Here is a 15991-nt window from a genome sequence, read left to right on the forward strand (position 1 = left end):
CCAACAATTCAAGCCCGCACTTGTCACGCTCCGGGGCCACCGCATAACGTAGCGACATTGCCGCCACACCGGGAGCGCAGGGCTCCCAGGGACAAGCGGCAACAAGGGCGATCACACAGGTGACGATCACAGCTGACGCATCATTCGAAGTTCTGCCCTTCACCCGCACTTGCCACCACATCTGGGAAGACGGCGACCATGTGCTCATCGGAGTGAGTCCTGGCAACAGCTACTTCAGCTCCGAGCGCATATCCAGCCTCACCCGATGGGCCACGACCCGCTTCGCGCAGGTCGACTTCGTCTACGCAGACCTCCACGTGGACGGGATGTTCGCCGCCTTCGGCTACACCCGGGAACACGCGGAGAAGCGCGCGACGAAGGAAATCAAGGCAGTCCGGCGAAGGATTCTCAAGGGCGTGGAGGAATCAGGACCTCCGAACGCCGAGATCCGAGTGAGGGCACTTTCGGAGTTCCAGACGAACCCCGTCTACCAACTTCTGCACCGACGCGTACTCCATTTTCTGGAGACCGACGACGAATTCCGCAAGGGCTGCGAGGAAATGGCCCTGCACTTTGTCGGCTCCAAGTTGCCGGAAGGTGAATCCATCACCGACGCACAGTTGCAGGTGTGTTTCGATTACATGGCGGCAGAGCTGCCGTTCTTCATCGACACCCCGAGCATTCTCGACGTGCCGTCCTCCGTGGCGGCCTACCACGTCAAGATGCCGATGACCGACGTCCTCTTCGCGCGCGGTGGGGGACTCCGCGCGACGAGGAACCAGGCATACGCCGTGGTGCGGCCCGAGGCGGACGAGAACGCTCGGACCAACCCGAACCACCCGATCACGCACACGCACGCGCACACCGCACCAACCGAAGGGACCGTCGATGAGCGTCGAGCAGCTTGAGGCCCATGCCGATCAGGGGGGCGGACAGACCACCGGGCCCCTCATCGACTTCCCCCTCTCGCGACGCGGTGACGTGCTCCCCGAGGAGTGCACCTGGCTGCGCGAGAAGGCGCCGGTCGCCAAGGTCCGCACCCTCACCGGGGACCCGGCCTGGCTGGTGAGCAGCTACGCGCTGGCCAAGCAGGTGCTGGAGGACGAGCGCTTCAGCCTCAAGGACACGGCCAACGCCGGCGTCCCGCGCCAGTACGCACTGACGATCCCGCCCGAGGTCGTCAACAACATGGGCAACATCAACAGCGCCGGGCTGCGCAACGCGGTCATGAAGGCGCTCAACCCGCGCCAGAAGGGCCTGCAGGACTGGCTGCGTGCGAAGGCCGGCGAGCTCATCGACCAGCTCCTCGCCGAAGGGGGGCCCGCCGACCTGCGGGCCGGGTTCGCCGACCCCTTCTCCGCGGCCATGCACTGCCAGGTGCTGGGCGTGCCGTTCGAGGACTGGCGGCGGCTGATGTCGGGGCTGGACGTCGCGTTCATGACCGCGCGCGAGCCGTTCGCCGACTCCGCGCTCAACTGGTACAAGGACGTCGGCTACTTCGAGGAGCAGCTGAGGGCGCAGCTGGCGCTGCCTGCCGAGGAGCGTACGGGGCTCCTCGGCAAGTTCGCCGAGCTGAAGGAGGCGGACCCTGAGTCGGCGCACCTGACCGACGACATGTTCGCCACCGTCGCCGTCTCGCTCTTCGGGGCCGGCGCCGTCTCCACCTCCGCGTTCCTGACCCTGGCGGTCCTGGCGCTGCTGCAGAAGCCCGAGCTCATCGGGTACCTGCGCAAGCACCCGGAGCGCATGGGCAAGGCCGTGGACGAGCTGCTCCGCTGGAACCTGTCCGTCGGCGACGGCCTGCCGCGCATCGCGATGGCGGACATCCAGGTCGGGGACGTGCTGGTCAAGGAGGGCGAGCTGGTCCTCGTCCTGCTGGAGGGGGCCAACTTCGACCCGGAGGCCTTCGAGAACCCCGACGAGCTGGACCTGGAGCGCGAGGGCTCCAACGCCAACCTCGCCTTCGGCGCCGGCCGGCACTTCTGCCCGGCTTCCGCGCTGGGCCGGGCGCACGCCGAGATCGCGCTGGAGGTGCTGGTCGAGCGACTGCCCGAGCTGCGTCTCGCGGTGCCGGCGGAGAACCTCGTGTGGCGGACCGGCTTCATCAAGCGGCTTCCCGAGCGGCTCCCCGTCGCCTGGTGACGGTGAGCGCATGAGCGTGCCCCGGGAGCTGTGCGAGCCCCCGGGGCACTCCCACGTCCTGCCGGCTGCAGGTCCCTACCGGAAGATGCCGGTGTGGCCGAGGGAGTAGCGGCCGGGCTGCGGGTAGACGGCGAGGCCGTGCGGTCCGCCGCCCACCGGGATCTTGGCGAGCTGCTTGCCGGTGGTGGTGTCGATGGCGTAGACCTCGGAGTTGTAGCGGCCCGAGAGCCACAGCACCTTGCCGTCGGCGGAGACCCCGCCCATGTCGGGGCTGCCGCCTTCGGGCAGCTCCCACTTCTTCGTCAGCTTGTTCTGCGTGAAGTCGAAGACGGAGACGGACCCTTCGCCCCGGTTGGAGACGTACATCTCCTTGGAGTCGCGGCTGACGTAGAGGCCGTGGCAGCCCTTTCCGGTGGGCAGCAGCTTGGGGGTCTCGAACTTGTCGCCGCCGAGCACCCACATGCCGTGCGCCATCATGTCCGCGACGTAGAAGGTCTTTCCGTCCGGCGAGACCTTCACGTCCTGCGGCATCGCACCCTCGAACGGCAGTTTCTGCTGGCCGATGACCTCCATCTTCTCGGTGTCGACCTTGAGCAGTTCACCGGAGAACTCGCAGCTCACGATGAAGTAGCGGCCGTCCGCGGAGAAGTCCGCGTGATTGACGCCGAAACAGGTCACCGGGACGGTTTTCACGCGGTCCATGGTGTGCGGATCGCGGAAGACCAGCTCCTTGTCCATCGAGGCCATGACCACCGCGTACTTGCCGTTGGGCGTGAAGTACAGGTTGTACGGGTCGTGCACCTCGACGGGCTTGCCGGCCTCGCCGGTGGCCGGGTTGATCGGGGTGAGCGTGTGGCCCCGGTTGTTGTTGACCCAGAGGGTCTTCATGTCCCAGGAGGGGACCACGTGCTGGGGCTGGATGCCGACGGGGATGGTGTCGATGACCTTGTACGTCACCGGGTCGATGACGGACACCGTGTTGGAGGAGGTGTTCGGCACGTAGACGCGGGACGGGAAGTCCTTGACCACCGGGGAGAGTTTGTTCGGCCGGTCGGCCGCGTACACGTCGTTCGGGTCGAGGAGCGGCGGCATTCCGGCCAGGCCCGGCGGCGCCGCCGGAACGACGGCCTTGGCGGGTGCGGCGGGCCCCTTCGTGCCGAGGGCTTCGGCGGGTCCCTTGTCGGCCGCTCCGCAGCCGGCGAGGGCGGCGAGGACCAGACCGGCCAGCAACGCGGTGGCCTTCCGGGGAAGGCGGGTGGTCGTCATGGGGTCAGCAGCTCCGTGGTGGTCACCGCGCGCAGTTTGCGGCGTGCGAGTTCTTCGAGGAGGGGTGGCATCGCGTCGACCGTGTCCGCGTAGCCGAAGTGCAGGCTCACCACCGATCCGCCTTGGATCGGGCCGATGACGGTGCGGACGACGGCCGCGGCACCGGGCGAGGTGAAGTCGAGGGAGTCCACGTCGTACGAGAGGACGTGCGGGTAGCCCGCCCGCTGGGCCAGTTTTCGCACCAGGGGGGTGGCGTACTGGGTCTGGGACGGGCGGAACCAGGTGCCGATGGATCCGGTCAGCCGTTTGAGCCGGTCGGCGCAGCCGGTGATCTCGGCGTACGCCTGCTCCTCGGGCAGGGTGTTGATCGCGAGGTGGCGCTGGGTGTGGTTGCCGAGCTCGTGGCCGCCGTCCAGGATCCGGCGGGCCATCTCCGGGTGGGCGTCGAGCCAGGCGCCGATGGCCAGCACGGTGACCCGCGCGCCCGCCCGCTCCGCTTCGGCGAGCACCGCCTTGGCGACGGCGGGGTCGCCGTTGCCGTGGAAGGTGAGCGCGACGCCGGGCCGGCCGCGGGGACCGTGCCCGATCTCCACGGGCTGACCGGCGAACCGGCGCGGGGCGGGGGCCGCCTTGGCCGGAGCCGCCTTGGCCGGGGCCGCCGGTTTGTCCGGGGCGGCCTTCGCCGGGGCCGCGGGGCCCGCGGGGGTACAGGCGGCGGCGAGGGCGCCGGCGGCGACCGCCGCGCCGGCACGGAGGGCGGATCGGCGGTCCGGGTAGCAGAGCACCCGCCCATTTAAGGGGTGGATGCCCGCGTAGGTCTTGATTGACCCCATTCGGGACCATCGGCCGAACCGGTACCACACGGCGACTGTCCGCTATGTGATCAACGATTCACTCACAGCGGTCGATACTTATTCAATGATTACGAGGCTCGTGGCCCATCTCACCTAAGATTTAGGTAGAAAGTCTTAGGATATGCACACTTATGTCCAACTTGGGACTTTTGGCATTTGGTCCCTCGTCTGCCATAGTCGGAATCACGGCTTCCCGTTGACCCGAGCGAAGTCCTTGCCGAGGATCACACCCCCTTCGATCCTCGGCACACCCATGAAACCCCCGCAGCGCCCCACAACGGCGACAGGGGGTTTCTGGCGTTTCAGCGGTCGGCCACCCGCATCTCGAACCAGGTGATCTTTCCGCGCGGCAGCAGGTCCGCGCCCCAGCGGTCCGAGAGCTTGTCGACGAGGAAGAGCCCCCGCCCGGTGGTGTCCATCTCGTGCACCGGCATCAGGCAGGGCAGTCCGCGCGAGGGATCGCGCACCTCCACGCGGATCCAGCCGCGCCGCCTGAGCATCCGTAAACCGAAGGACCGGGCCCCCGTGTGCCGGACGGCATTGCCCACGAGCTCCGAGACCAGCAGGACCGTGTGCTCGGCGATCTGCGGCGAGAGCCCCCACAGGCGCACGACCACGCACTGCGTGAGCCGGCGAGCGGTGCCGGCCGACTCGGGCATCGAGGGCAGCGTCACTTCCGCCTCGGCCGGATTCCCGTACAACTCCAGTGCTTTGAGGCCCAGTTCGTCCTCCAGGGCCGCCGTGAGCCGTACGGCGGAAGCGCTACTGCGCTGCCGCGGCTGTTCCACACCCTCCAGACCCGCCATGCACCCATCATGGAGGGCCGGTAAGGCCGTTCGGGCCGTTCCGCAGGAAAAGACCCCCCGGGATCGTGGATCCCGAGGGGCCCTCCCGGCATATGCAACCGGCAACCCGTAGGCCGCCGCGCACCCCTGACCTGCGGTGACACACCGCGCAGTGATGGTCACCCAGAGTGGATCAACGATTCGCCTTAAGGCTGCCTTAAGGCCTGGCTAATCCACCCGCAGGGATGATCTACGATCCGCCGGGCCTACAAGAACTTCGCCTTGCCCGGCCCCTCCTCGACGAAGCTGCGCATCCCGCGCTCGCGGTCCTCGGTGGCGAACAGGCCGGCGAACCAGCCCCGTTCGATGGTCAGCCCGGTGTCGATGTCGGCCTCCAGCCCCGCGTCCACGCACTCCTTGGCCGCGCGCAGCGCGAGGGCCGGGCCCTGCGCCAGCTTGGCGGCCCACGCGTACGCCTGCTCGTAGACCTCGGCGGCCGGGACGACGCGGTCAACGAGGCCGAGGGTCAGCGCCTCGTCGGCCTTGACCATGCGGCCGGTGAAGATGAGGTCCTTGGCCTTGGAGGGGCCGATCAGCCGGGACAGCCGCTGGGTGCCGCCCGCGCCGGGGATCAGGCCGAGCAGGATCTCGGGCTGGCCGAGCTTCGCGTTGTCGGCGGCGATCCGGTAGTCGGCGCACAGGGCCAGCTCGCAGCCGCCGCCCAGGGCGTAGCCGGTGACCGCCGCGACCACGGGCTTGGGGATCCGGGCCACGGCGGTGAAGGCGTCCTGCAGTCCGCGGGACCGGGCGACCATGGCCGCGTGGTCCATCGTCTGCATCTCCTTGATGTCCGCGCCGGCCGCGAACACCTTCTCGCCGCCGTAGATGACGACCGTACGGACGTCGGCCCGGTCGGTCGCCTCGACGGCGAGCTCGCGCAGCCGGTCCTGGGTGGCGATGTCCAGGGCGTTCATGGGCGGCCGGTCCAGCCGGATGACGCCGACGCCTTCGGAGACTTCGAGAGAGATGGTCATACGGGAAGGTTAGCGCCGGTTAACGCCAGGTGGCCCGGTGCTGTGGGTCACAGCACCGGGCCACCTGACTGCGTACCGGACGGGGTTACTTGATCCAGTCCGCCCAGTCCATGTTCCAGCCGTTGAGGCCGTTGTCCGGGGCGACGATCTTGTCCTTGGAGTTCTTCACGATGACCACGTCGCCGATCAGCGACTCGTTGAAGAACCAGGCGGCCGGCTGGCTGCCGTCGCCGGCGCCGCGGACGTCCTTCAGGCCCACGCAGCCGTGGCTGACGTTCTCGGAGCCGAACGTGCTCGACGAGGCCCAGTAGTTGCCGTGGACGAAGGTGCCGGAGGTGGTCAGCCGCATCGCGTGCGGGACGTCGGAGATGTCGTACTCCCCGCCGAAGCCGACGGTGGCGCCGTTCATCCGGGTCACCTTGTACTTCTCGCTGATGACCATCTGCCCGTTGTACGTGGTGTTCGCGGGGGCGCCGGCGGTGATCGGGATGTTCTTGATCTCCGCGCCGTCGCGGACCACGCTCATCTTGTGCTCGGCGGCGTCGACCGTGGTGACCTGGGAGCGGCCGACCTTGAAGGTGACCGTACGGGTCTGCTTGCCGTAGACCCCCGGGCGGCCTTCGACTCCGTCGAGCGCCAGCTTCACGGTGACCGTGGTGCCCGCGGCCCAGTACTTCTCGGGGCGGAAGTCCAGGCGGTCGTTGCCGAACCAGTGGCCCTCGACCGGAACGGCCGGCTCGGCCGTCACCGTGATGGCCTTCTCGACGGCCTCGGGGTTGGTGATGCCGCGGGAGAAGTTGATCGAGACCGGCATGCCCACGCCGACCGTCGACCCGTCTTCGGGCGTGTACTGGCCGATGAAGGTGTTGGCGGGCGTGAGGGTGGTGAAGGTGGTGTCCTTCGCGGACTCGCGGCCGGCCTCGTCCTTGGCCACCGCGTGCACCTTGTACTCGGTGGCGGAGGCGAGGTTGCGGACGGGCTCCCAGCTCGCGCCGTCCTCGGCGAGCTTGCCCTCCACCGCGTTGCCCTTGGTGTCGGCGACCGTCACCGTGGTGAGCTTGCCGCCGGTGCTGGTTATCTTGAGGATGCCGCTCGTCGCGACCTCCTTGGCTCCGTCGTCCGGCTTGACGCTCACGACGGCCTTCGACGCCTCGGTACCGGTCGTGCCGGTACCCCCGTCTCCGCCACCGCTCCCGCCGGCGCCGCCCCCGTTGCCCCCACCACCGCTGCACGCGCTGGTGAACAGCAGGGCCGCGCCCAGCAGGAGGGCCGGCAGGCCGGTGCGGGCGCGGCCGCGTATCGGCTGCAGGTTCACTCTTGTTCTCCCCATGTCCCCCGCGCGCGGACAGTCGCGCGCTTATCGCCAGGAAATCACATGGGGGATCACGAGACAGTACGGTCGTGTCACCGTTCCGTCCCAAGAGTGGCCCGCGCGCCGGGAGTCGGCCCCGCGTGCCCGGGGTCAGGCCTCCGTGCCGGGCTTGGTGCCCCAGACGTAGACGGCGTCGCCCTCGGTGAGCAGGTCCCACAGGCGCCGCGCGGCGGGGACGGTGAGGTTGACGCAGCCGGCCGAGCCGCCGTGGGCGTACAGGTTGCCGGGGCGGCCGTGCAGGGCCTGGCCCTCGTCGAAGAACTGGGCGTAGGGCATCGGGGAGTCGTCGTAGAGCGTGGACACGTGGTCCTCGCTGCGCCAGTAGATCTCGTGCCAGCCGGGACGGGTCTCCTCCTCGTCGCGTCCGGTGCGGACGGGCACGGGCGGGAAGACCACCGTGCGGCCGCGCTGCACCCACAGGATCTGGCGCTCCAGGTCCACGCAGGTCACCCGGTGCGGACGGACCGGGCAGTCGCCGGCGGCGTTGGGGTTCTTGCGGGCGGCGACCGCGACCATGGTCCGGTAGGTGACCAGCCCGGCGTAGCCGTTGGCGGGCCGGATCCCGTTCGCCCGCTGGAAGGTGCGGATCGCCTCGCAGTCCCCGGCGTCCTGCGTCCCGTCGGCCGTCCGGCCCACGTGCGCTTCCAGCTCGCGCTGGTAGGGCCCGGTCCAGGTGGTGCAGGCCTCCGCGGCCGGGGAGGGGGATGCGGCCGGGGCCGGGGCCGGGGCCGGGGCCGGGGATGCGGCCGGGGACGACGGGGCCGGGGAAGGGGACGGGGCCGCCATCGCTGCGGGCGGCGGGGCGAGGGCGGCCGCCGCGAGGACCGCGGCCGTCGCGGCCGCCCTGCCGATCGCGCCCGCCACGTCGCCTGTGGTCATACGGACCTCCTCGCGCCCGCCGGCCGGGCCGTCGGCTCCGAGCCAACCGGATCCGCCCGGCCCCGGCGCGCCGGGTGGGCCGGCAGGGTCACCGGCCCACCCGGGCGGCCTAGGCGCGCGGCTGCTTCGGGTCCTTGCCCTTACCGCCCTTGCCCTTGCCGCCCTTGCCCTTGTCCTTGCCGCCCTTGCCGTGGTGGTCCCGCTTGTTCTCCAGGGTCACCACCAGGCGGTGGTCCGGGGTGCTCTCGTCCAGGTGGAGCGGGCCGGTGACCCGGTTGCGCGGAAGGACGTAGCCCTCCGGCACGGCCGTTTCGACCACGTAGTACCAGCCCTCCTCCAGGCCCGGGAACGAGCACGCCCCGGCCCCGTCGGTCGCGCAGCCCGCCGTCGCCTTGATGTCGGGGTTGATGCCGCGCGTCTGGAGGCCGGCGGTGCTGTTGGTCTCCTTCCACACCTCGAAGACCGCCCCGCGCAGCGGGCGCTTCGTCTTCGCGTCCTTCTTCAGGACCTCGATCGACCCTTCGTAGTCGGGATCCTCGGTCCGCTCGTCCGTGACGCCGACGACGAGGCCCGTCGTCACGTGGCCCGCGTCGAGGTCGAACGGCGTGACCGGGTCCGCCGGCAGGTCGTAGCCGGCCGGTGCCTGCGTCTCCCGCCAGTAGTACCGCTCACCCACCGGGAGCTGGACCGTGCAGCTTCCCTGCGCGTCGGTGGTGCAGGACCCGGCGAGCTGCTCGTCGGGGGTCGCTCCGGTGGTCTGCAGGCCCGTCACGGCGTTGGCCTCGCGCCACAGCTCGAAGCGGGCCCCGGACAGCAGCGCCCCGCCGTCCGCGTCGGACTTGCGCAGCACCACTTCGGCGCTGCCCGGAAGCTTCGCGTTGCTCATGCTCGCGCTCGCGCCGGCGGCGGCGTTCTGCTCCGTCAGCGTCAGTTCGGCGACCGGGTTCTCCGCGAGCCGATAGCCGTCCGGAGCCTGCGTCTCGCGCCAGTAGTACGTGCCGAGCGGGACGGTGCGGGAGCAGATGCCGCTCGCCGGGGTCACGCAGTCGTCGACCTTGGTGTCCCCGCCGGGGCTCGTGAACTGGGCTCCGGGGGTGCCGTTGGTCTCCTGCCACAGCTCGTACGTGGCTCCGGCCAGCGGGTTGTCCGCGTCGTCCCGCTTGGTGACGGAGACGGCGCCCGTGACCGGGCCGGTGTTCCCGCAGTCCGGCAGGTCGCCGTTGAAGGGGTACGCGTGGAACTCCTGGCCGCCGCCCCCGGTGCTGGTGTGGACGAGCTCGCCGGTGGTGAAGAACCGGCCGTTGGTCCCGGGGAGGGTGACGGTGGTGCGCGAGGCCTGCTCGCCGACGAGCACGCTGCCCTGGAACTGCCCGGTGCCGACCAGCTGGACGGCGGTGGCGTCGGGGAAGTTCCACAGCAGCCGCGTGCGCAGGCCGTTCCAGGGGTCGGCGCCCGCCCCGGTGTCGTTGATGGTGCCGCTGTAGGTGTTGAGGGTGCGGGCCGGGCCCGTGACGTTGACGAGGACGGTGGCGCCGGCCGGGATCCGGTCGAAGCGGATGCCGACGGCGCCGCCGGTCGGACCCACCAGGTCGAAGTCCACGGTGAAGACCTGGAGCGCGGAGGTGTTGTCCCCGGTGAAGACGGTGGTGCCGTCCCGGTTGACGGCGGTGCCGGTGGCCGGGCGCGGGCTGCCGTCGACCCGGGCGTAGCACTGGCTGGCCGCGGTGAGCTGGTCGCGCAGGCCGGCGTACGGGGTGATCGCGGCCGGGTCGGCCACCAGCGGGCCGGTGACGGTGCCGGGCCCGGGGGCGGTGCCCGCGTGGCGGACGACGCCGCCGTCCGAGATCAGCCGCTGCTGGGCGGCGACGGTGACGTTGCGGCCGGTGGTGAGGAAGTCGGATCCGGCCGGGGGCCGCACCAGCGAACCCGCGCCGACGATGCCGATGTTGTACCCGCCGCCGACACCCGTCGCCAGGTTCTTGTTCTGGTCGAAGCTGCCGAGGACGACGACCTTGCCCTCGGCCTCGGCGGCGCGCTCGCGGACCAGGAAGTCGGCGCCGACGAAGACGTTGATGCCCTCGTCGTAGCCGTTGGGGTCGGTGCCGACCTCGATCGGCGGGAACACGGGCGGACACCCGGCGCCGAGGCAGGGACCGAGTCCGCCGGGCAGCGGGGCCCGCAGGGCGGCGGCGTGCCGGGCCGGCGCCGGCTGCTGCCCGCCGGGGCCGGGCGCGGCCGGAGCCGCCAGGGCCGCCGGGGCACCTGCGGCCAGTACGGCCCCTAGGGCGAGCCCCAGGGGCCCGAGGGTCCACTTCCTTGCTGACATGACGCTCCGTCCGTTGCCCGCCGCCGCGTGCGTGCAGGCCCCGTACAGGCTGGCGGCGGGCTCCGGCGAGCCGGGCGGACCGACACTCCCCCGCTACGGCATTCCGGTAGGACAATCACTCGACTGGGGTGAGGGGCAGCCGAGCGCGGAGCCCGCGACCCAGGTGGGCCAGGACATGTTCCAGCCGCCCAGCCCGTTGTCCGGGGCGACCGTCTTGTCCTGCGAGTTGACGACCTCCACCACGTCGCCGACCAGGGTCCGGTCGAAGAACCAGCCGGCCGGGGTGTCCGAGCCGCCGCCCTTGTCGTCGCGCAGTCCGATGCAGCCGTGGCTGACGTTGGTGGAGCCGAAGGTGTCCGGGCTCGCCCAGTAGTTGCCGTGCAGGAAGGTCCCGGAGCGGGTGAGGCGGATGGCGTGCGGGACGTCGGGGATGTCGTACTCGCCGCCGAAGCCGACGGTCTGCCCGTTCATCCGGGTGACGTCGAAGAGCTCCATCACCACCATCTTCCCGTTGTAGGTCATGTTCTTCGGCGCCCCCGCGGTGATCGGCACGGTGGACAGCAGCTCGCCGTCGCGCCGGACCTCCATGGTGTGCGCGGCCGCGTCGACGGTGGAGATCTGGGAGCGGCCGACGGTGAAGCGCAGGGTCTTGTCCTGGATCCCGTACGAGCCGGGGGCGCCCTCCACGTCCCGCAGGCCGATCTTCACCGTGACCTCGGTGCCCGGCTTCCAGTAGGTCTTGGGCCGGAAATCGAGGCGCTCGTCGCCGAACCAGTGGCCCGCCACCTCCACCGCCGGGTCGGAGGTGATCTTGATGGCCCGCTCCACGTCGGCGCGGCGTTCGATGGACCGGCTGAACCCGAAGGAGATGATCATGCCGGTGCCGACGGTCGAGCGGTTCTCGGGCTTGAAGTAGCCGATGAACCGCTCCTCGGGAACGTAGGTGGTGAAGGTGGTGTGCCGGGCCTGGCGGCGGTTGTGCCCGTCGAGCGCGACCGCGTCGACGGTGTACTTGGCCGCGAGCGCGAGCCGGCCCGCCGCCGGGTCGGGGCTCCAGCTGAGCCCGTCGACGGCGATGGCGCCGGGCACCTTCTCCTCCTGGGCGTCCTCCACCTTGGTGACCACGACCCGCTCCAGGCGGCCCTCGGGCACGGTGACCCGCAGCGGGCCCTCGGCCGGCACCCCCTTGGCGTTGTCGTCGGGGGTGATCCTGATCGCCTCGTCCGGTGACCGGGGTTTGCCGGGCAGCTGGATCTCGATCGGGGAGCCGCCGTTCTCGGTGCATCCGGCCAGGCCTCCGAGGAGGCCCGCCCATACCGCCACGGCGGCCAAGCCCGCCCCTGCCCGCCTCGTCAGAAGAGTCACGTTCCTCCAACGACCGGGCCCCTCCGGGGGAAACGTGGGCGCGGCCCACGTTCCAGGCAGGACAGTCCGGGCAGAACAGTGGGAAGGACCAGACGGGGGCGGGCCGCGGCAGGGACGCCGGGGCCGCAGTTCCCCCACCCCCGCAGGTACCGAGAGCCGTGGAGGCGGGCAGTGTCGAGCGCAGCCGAGCAAGAGTCGGTGGAAGCCGTCGCGGGGACCGGGCATCCGAACGGGACGGGCCACCCCGACGGGACCGGGACCGGGAACGGACAGGGGACCGGAAACGGAAGCGGAGCCGGGAACGGGAACGGGAACGGAAGGGGCAACGGGAGCGGGGCGTCAAACGGCCAGGTCAGAGTCCATGCGGCGACCGTACGGGAGCGGACCCGCCCCGGACCGCCCGTGTGGCCCGGCTCCTCGCATCCGCTGGGCGCCCGGTTCCACCAGGGGCCGGACGGCACGGCGGGGACCAACTTCGCGCTGTGGGCCCAGGGCGCGGAGGCGGTCGAGGTCTGCCTCTTCGCGGAGGACGGCTCCGAGAGCCGCTGCACGCTGACGGAGCTGACCCACGAGATCTGGCACGGCTTCCTGCCGGGGGTGCGCCCCGGGCAGCGGTACGGATTCCGGGTGCACGGGCGCTGGGACCCGTGGACGGGCGCCCGCCACAATCCGGCGAAGCTGCTCCTGGACCCGTACGCGCGGGCCGTGGACGGGGACTTCCTGCTGCCGCCGGAGGTGTACGGGCACGTCCGCGACTGGCCGCAGCAGTACATCGCGGACACCGTGCGCGACGACCGCGACTCGGCCCCGCACGTCCCGAAGGGGGTCGTGGTCCACGATGACGACGACTGGGCGGACGACGTCCGGCCGAAGACCCCGTGGGCCGATTCGGTCATCTACGAACTGCACGTGCGCGGCTTCACGATGCGCCATCCCGGCATCCCCGAGCACCTGCGCGGCACGTACGCGGGCCTCGCCCACCCGGCGGCGATCGAGCACCTGACCGGGCTCGGGGTGACGGCGGTGGAGCTGCTGCCGGTCCACCAGTTCGCCCACGAGGACCACCTGCTGCGCCGGGGCCTGCGCAACTACTGGGGCTACAACTCGATCGGATACTTCGCCCCGCACGCCGCGTACTCCTCCAGCGGTACGGCCGGCCAGCAGGTCGGCGAGTTCAAGCGGATGGTCAAGGCGCTGCACGCGGCCGGCATCGAGGTCATCCTCGACGTGGTCTACAACCACACGGCGGAGGCCGGCGAGCTGGGCCCGACGCTGTCGCTGCGCGGGATCGACAACCGGGCGTACTACCGGCTCCAGTCCGACCAGCGCCGGTACGCGGACTACACCGGCTGCGGCAACACCCTGCACGCCGGGCGGCCGCACGTGCTGCGCCTGATCACCGACTCGCTGCGGTACTGGGTGACGGAGATGGGGGTGGACGGCTTCCGCTTCGACCTGGCGGCGGCGCTGGCCCGCTCGATGCACGACGTGGACATGCTCTCGCCGTTCCTCGCGGTGATCGCCCAGGATCCGGTGCTGCGGCGGGTGAAGCTGATCGCCGAGCCGTGGGACGTGGGCTCGGGCGGGTACCAGGTGGGGGCCTTCCCGCCGCTGTGGACGGAGTGGAACGACCGGTACCGGGACGCCGTGCGGGACTTCTGGCGCGGCGCCCTGCCCGACGTACGGGACCTCGGGTACCGGCTGTCGGGATCGAGCGACCTGTACGCGTGGGGCGGGCGGCGGCCGTACGCCTCGGTCAACTTCATCACCGCGCACGACGGTTTCACCCTGCGCGACCTGGTGTCGTACGAGTCCAAGCACAACGAGGAGAACGGCGAGGCGGGACGGGACGGGACCAATGACAACCGGTCCTGGAACTGCGGGGTGGAGGGCGAGCCCGAGGAGGGCACGGATCCGCGGATCGCGGCGCTGCGCCGGCGGCAGCTGCGCAACCTCCTGACCACGCTGCTGCTGTCGACCGGGGTGCCGATGCTGGTGGCGGGCGACGAGTTCGGCCGGACGCAGGGCGGCAACAACAACGCGTACTGCCAGGACAACGAGACGAGCTGGGTGGACTGGTCGCTGCTGGAGGACCCGTCCTGGCAGGCGCTGCTGGCGCTGGCCCGGCGGCTGCTGGCGTTGCGCCGGGCCCATCCGGTGCTGCGGCGCCGCGCGTTCTTCTCGGGGCGCTCGCAAGGGGCGGACGGGCTGCGGGACCTGGCCTGGTTCACCCCGGCGGGGGCGGAGATGACCGAGCGGGACTGGTACGCCCCGGCCGGGTCGGTGGGGCTGTACCTGTCGGGGCAGGACATCCCGGGCCGTGACGAGCGCGGGCGGCAGGTCACGGACGACAGCTTCCTGGCGCTCCTGCACGCCGGGGACCGGCCGGTGGCGTGGGTGCTGCCGGGGGCGCCGTGGGGCCGCGCGTACGAACTGGTCCTGGACACCTCCCGGGAGGACCAGGCGGCGGCGCCCGCCACCGTGCACCGCGGGGGCGAGAGCGTGACCGTCCCGGCCCGTGCGGTGCTGCTGCTGAAGGTGGTGGGCTAGGGCGTCTCTGGATCCGGCCTGATCCGGAAGACGTGGGCTGAGCCGGTCGGGAGCGCTCGGAGCACCCTGCGATGATGTGCCCTTCGTACGCACGCACGCATATACGGATGTTCGAGGGGTTGTGTCGATGGCGAGTGTCGGGACCGCGTTGCGGGAGCTGCGCGGGGCGCAGAAGTCGGCGAAGGGCGTGTCGCTCTACTCCCGGTTCGTCAACCGGCCCGTCGGACGGTACCTGGCCGCCGGGTCGTACGCGTTCGGGCTCACCCCGAACCAGGTGACGCTGATCAGCGCCGCCCTGAGTTTCGCGGGCGCGGCCGTCGTCGCCCTGGTCCCGCCCTCGTGGGGGCTGGGGCTCGCGGTGTGGGCCCTGCTCGCCGTCGGCTTCGCCTTCGACTCCGCCGACGGGCAGCTCGCCCGGCTCCGCGGGGGCGGCAGTGCGGCGGGCGAGTGGCTGGACCACGTCGTGGACTGCGCGAAGCTCACCGCGCTGCACACCTGCGTGCTGATCGCCTTCTACCGTTTTCCCGAGGCCTACGGGATCGATGGCGGGGCGGACGGGGCCGCCTCGGCCGGCTGGCTGCTGGTGCCCCTGGGCTTCCAGCTCGCCGCGGTCGTGACCTTCTTCGGGGGGCTGCTGACGGAGAAGCTCAAGCCGAAGCCGGCGCCGGGGAGTGCGGCCGCCGCGCCGTCGACCCTGCGCGCGGTGGCGCTGCTGCCCGTGGACTACGGGGTGTTCTGCCTGGTGTTCCTGCTCCTCGGCGGCAGCGGCGTGTTCCGCTGGGCCTACGCCGGGGCGGGCGTGATGGCCGCGCTGTTCCTGCTGGCATTCCTCGCGAAGTGGTACCGGGAGCTCAGCGCCGTACCGAAGTGACCGGGGCCGGCGCCCGCGGCAGGGCGTCTCAGCCCCGCTGTTCCGTGGCGAGCGGTTCCGACAGCACGTCAAGAGCCCGGCGCAGCTGGGTGCTGGAGGTGTGGACCGTGTACGGGAAGTAGACGACCTCGACCCCGTGCACGGCGAAGTCCCTCTCCAGCTGGTCGCCCTTGGGGGTGCCGCGCCAGTCGTCGCCCTTGAATATGACGTCGAACCGGACCTGCTTCCACGTTTCGACCTTGTCCGGGACGGTCTCGACGAAAGCGGCGTCCACGTACTGCACGCTGCGGACGATCTCCAGCCGCTCGACGAGCGGAATCACCGGGCGCCGCCCCTTGGCCAGTTCCGCCATCTCGTCGGACACGACACCGGCCACCAGGTAGTCGCACTGACTCCGGGCGTGGCGAAGGATGTTGAGGTGTCCGATATGGAACAGATCGTAAGCACCTGGTGCATAACCGATGCGGTGTGGTCTACGTCCAGGCTCGGCAAATTCCGACATGTCCCGCTCCGTCACGTGTTATCCCCCAGAAGCCGCACACCCCGG

General features: G+C 70.9%; 13 protein-coding genes. 4 read left to right on the forward strand and 9 right to left on the reverse strand.

The genetic code is table 11. The annotated features are described in order from the left end of the window. Positions 1–119: 119 nt before the first annotated feature. On the forward strand, positions 120–908 hold the full coding sequence (locus tag OG898_RS04320) for a tRNA-dependent cyclodipeptide synthase (RefSeq protein ID WP_250746364.1): 789 nt from the start codon (positions 120–122) through the stop codon (positions 906–908). After that, a complete protein-coding gene (locus OG898_RS04325) occupies positions 889–2142 on the forward strand; it encodes a cytochrome P450 (protein WP_250746372.1) in 1254 nt (417 codons plus the stop codon). The genes OG898_RS04320 and OG898_RS04325 overlap by 20 nt, the downstream gene beginning before the upstream one ends. Positions 2143–2217: 75 nt before the next feature. On the opposite strand, the gene OG898_RS04330 is transcribed toward OG898_RS04325, so the two are convergent. The 8 genes from OG898_RS04330 to OG898_RS04365 form a co-directional block, all read right to left on the reverse strand. Beyond that, the gene (locus OG898_RS04330; RefSeq protein WP_250746374.1) at positions 2218–3408 is read right to left on the reverse strand and encodes a YncE family protein; all 1191 of its coding nucleotides are present in this window, start codon (positions 3406–3408) and stop codon (positions 2218–2220) included. Then, positions 3405–4241 carry a polysaccharide deacetylase family protein gene (locus OG898_RS04335; RefSeq protein WP_266955060.1) on the reverse strand — a complete coding sequence of 279 codons (837 nt, stop codon included), beginning with the start codon at positions 4239–4241 and terminating at the stop codon, positions 3405–3407. The genes OG898_RS04330 and OG898_RS04335 overlap by 4 nt, the downstream gene beginning before the upstream one ends. A 323-nt stretch (positions 4242–4564) precedes the next feature. Next, positions 4565–5068, reverse strand: a complete 504-nt coding sequence (locus OG898_RS04340) for an anti-sigma regulatory factor (protein WP_266955062.1) — start codon at positions 5066–5068, stop codon at positions 4565–4567. Between the two features lie 245 nt (positions 5069–5313). Next, complete coding sequence (locus OG898_RS04345; RefSeq protein WP_254384317.1) at positions 5314–6081, reverse strand: enoyl-CoA hydratase/isomerase family protein; 768 nt, start codon at positions 6079–6081, stop codon at positions 5314–5316. Between the two features lie 85 nt (positions 6082–6166). Further along, entirely contained in the window at positions 6167–7390 is a 1224-nt protein-coding gene (locus OG898_RS04350; protein WP_250746395.1) for an Ig-like domain-containing protein, read from the reverse strand. A gap of 153 nt (positions 7391–7543) precedes the next feature. Then, positions 7544–8332 (reverse strand): L,D-transpeptidase, encoded by a 789-nt coding sequence (locus OG898_RS04355; RefSeq protein ID WP_266955067.1) that lies wholly within the window; start codon positions 8330–8332, stop codon positions 7544–7546. A 109-nt stretch (positions 8333–8441) separates the two neighbouring features. Continuing rightward, positions 8442–10658 (reverse strand): choice-of-anchor A family protein, encoded by a 2217-nt coding sequence (locus OG898_RS04360; RefSeq protein WP_266955069.1) that lies wholly within the window; start codon positions 10656–10658, stop codon positions 8442–8444. Positions 10659–10751: 93 nt separating this feature from the next. After that, positions 10752–12023: an Ig-like domain-containing protein gene (locus tag OG898_RS04365; protein WP_266955071.1), complete on the reverse strand. Its 1272-nt coding sequence runs from the start codon at positions 12021–12023 to the stop codon at positions 10752–10754. A gap of 402 nt (positions 12024–12425) precedes the next feature. On the opposite strand from OG898_RS04365, the gene glgX reads away from it, so the two are divergent. Both glgX and OG898_RS04375 read left to right on the forward strand, forming a co-directional pair. Continuing rightward, positions 12426–14573 carry a glycogen debranching protein GlgX gene (glgX, locus tag OG898_RS04370; protein WP_250744811.1) on the forward strand — a complete coding sequence of 716 codons (2148 nt, stop codon included), beginning with the start codon at positions 12426–12428 and terminating at the stop codon, positions 14571–14573. Positions 14574–14700: 127 nt separating this feature from the next. Beyond that, positions 14701–15444 carry a CDP-alcohol phosphatidyltransferase family protein gene (locus OG898_RS04375; protein ID WP_266955074.1) on the forward strand — a complete coding sequence of 248 codons (744 nt, stop codon included), beginning with the start codon at positions 14701–14703 and terminating at the stop codon, positions 15442–15444. A 28-nt stretch (positions 15445–15472) separates the two neighbouring features. Here the strand turns inward: OG898_RS04375 and OG898_RS04380 are convergent, their stop codons facing one another. After that, positions 15473–15946 carry an adenylyltransferase/cytidyltransferase family protein gene (locus tag OG898_RS04380; protein ID WP_250744809.1) on the reverse strand — a complete coding sequence of 158 codons (474 nt, stop codon included), beginning with the start codon at positions 15944–15946 and terminating at the stop codon, positions 15473–15475. Positions 15947–15991 lie beyond the last annotated feature (45 nt).

The sequence above is a fragment of the Streptomyces sp. NBC_00193 genome (assembly GCF_026342735.1).
Taxonomy (GTDB): domain Bacteria; phylum Actinomycetota; class Actinomycetes; order Streptomycetales; family Streptomycetaceae; genus Streptomyces; species Streptomyces stoeckheimensis.

Bases quoted from the DNA above. Each gene is read 5' to 3' on its own strand.
- OG898_RS04360 (WP_266955069.1), bottom strand. From the start codon at position 10,658: ATGTCAGCAAGGAAGTGGACCCTCGGGCCCCTGGGGCTCGCCCTAGGG.
- OG898_RS04355 (WP_266955067.1), bottom strand. From the start codon at position 8,332: ATGACCACAGGCGACGTGGCGGGCGCGATCGGCAGGGCGGCCGCGACG.
- OG898_RS04345 (WP_254384317.1), bottom strand. From the start codon at position 6,081: ATGACCATCTCTCTCGAAGTCTCCGAAGGCGTCGGCGTCATCCGGCTG.
- OG898_RS04375 (WP_266955074.1), top strand. From the start codon at position 14,701: ATGGCGAGTGTCGGGACCGCGTTGCGGGAGCTGCGCGGGGCGCAGAAG.
- OG898_RS04325 (WP_250746372.1), top strand. From the start codon at position 889: ATGAGCGTCGAGCAGCTTGAGGCCCATGCCGATCAGGGGGGCGGACAG.
- OG898_RS04335 (WP_266955060.1), bottom strand. From the start codon at position 4,241: ATGGGGTCAATCAAGACCTACGCGGGCATCCACCCCTTAAATGGGCGG.
- OG898_RS04340 (WP_266955062.1), bottom strand. From the start codon at position 5,068: ATGGCGGGTCTGGAGGGTGTGGAACAGCCGCGGCAGCGCAGTAGCGCT.
- OG898_RS04380 (WP_250744809.1), bottom strand. From the start codon at position 15,946: ATGTCGGAATTTGCCGAGCCTGGACGTAGACCACACCGCATCGGTTAT.
- OG898_RS04330 (WP_250746374.1), bottom strand. From the start codon at position 3,408: ATGACGACCACCCGCCTTCCCCGGAAGGCCACCGCGTTGCTGGCCGGT.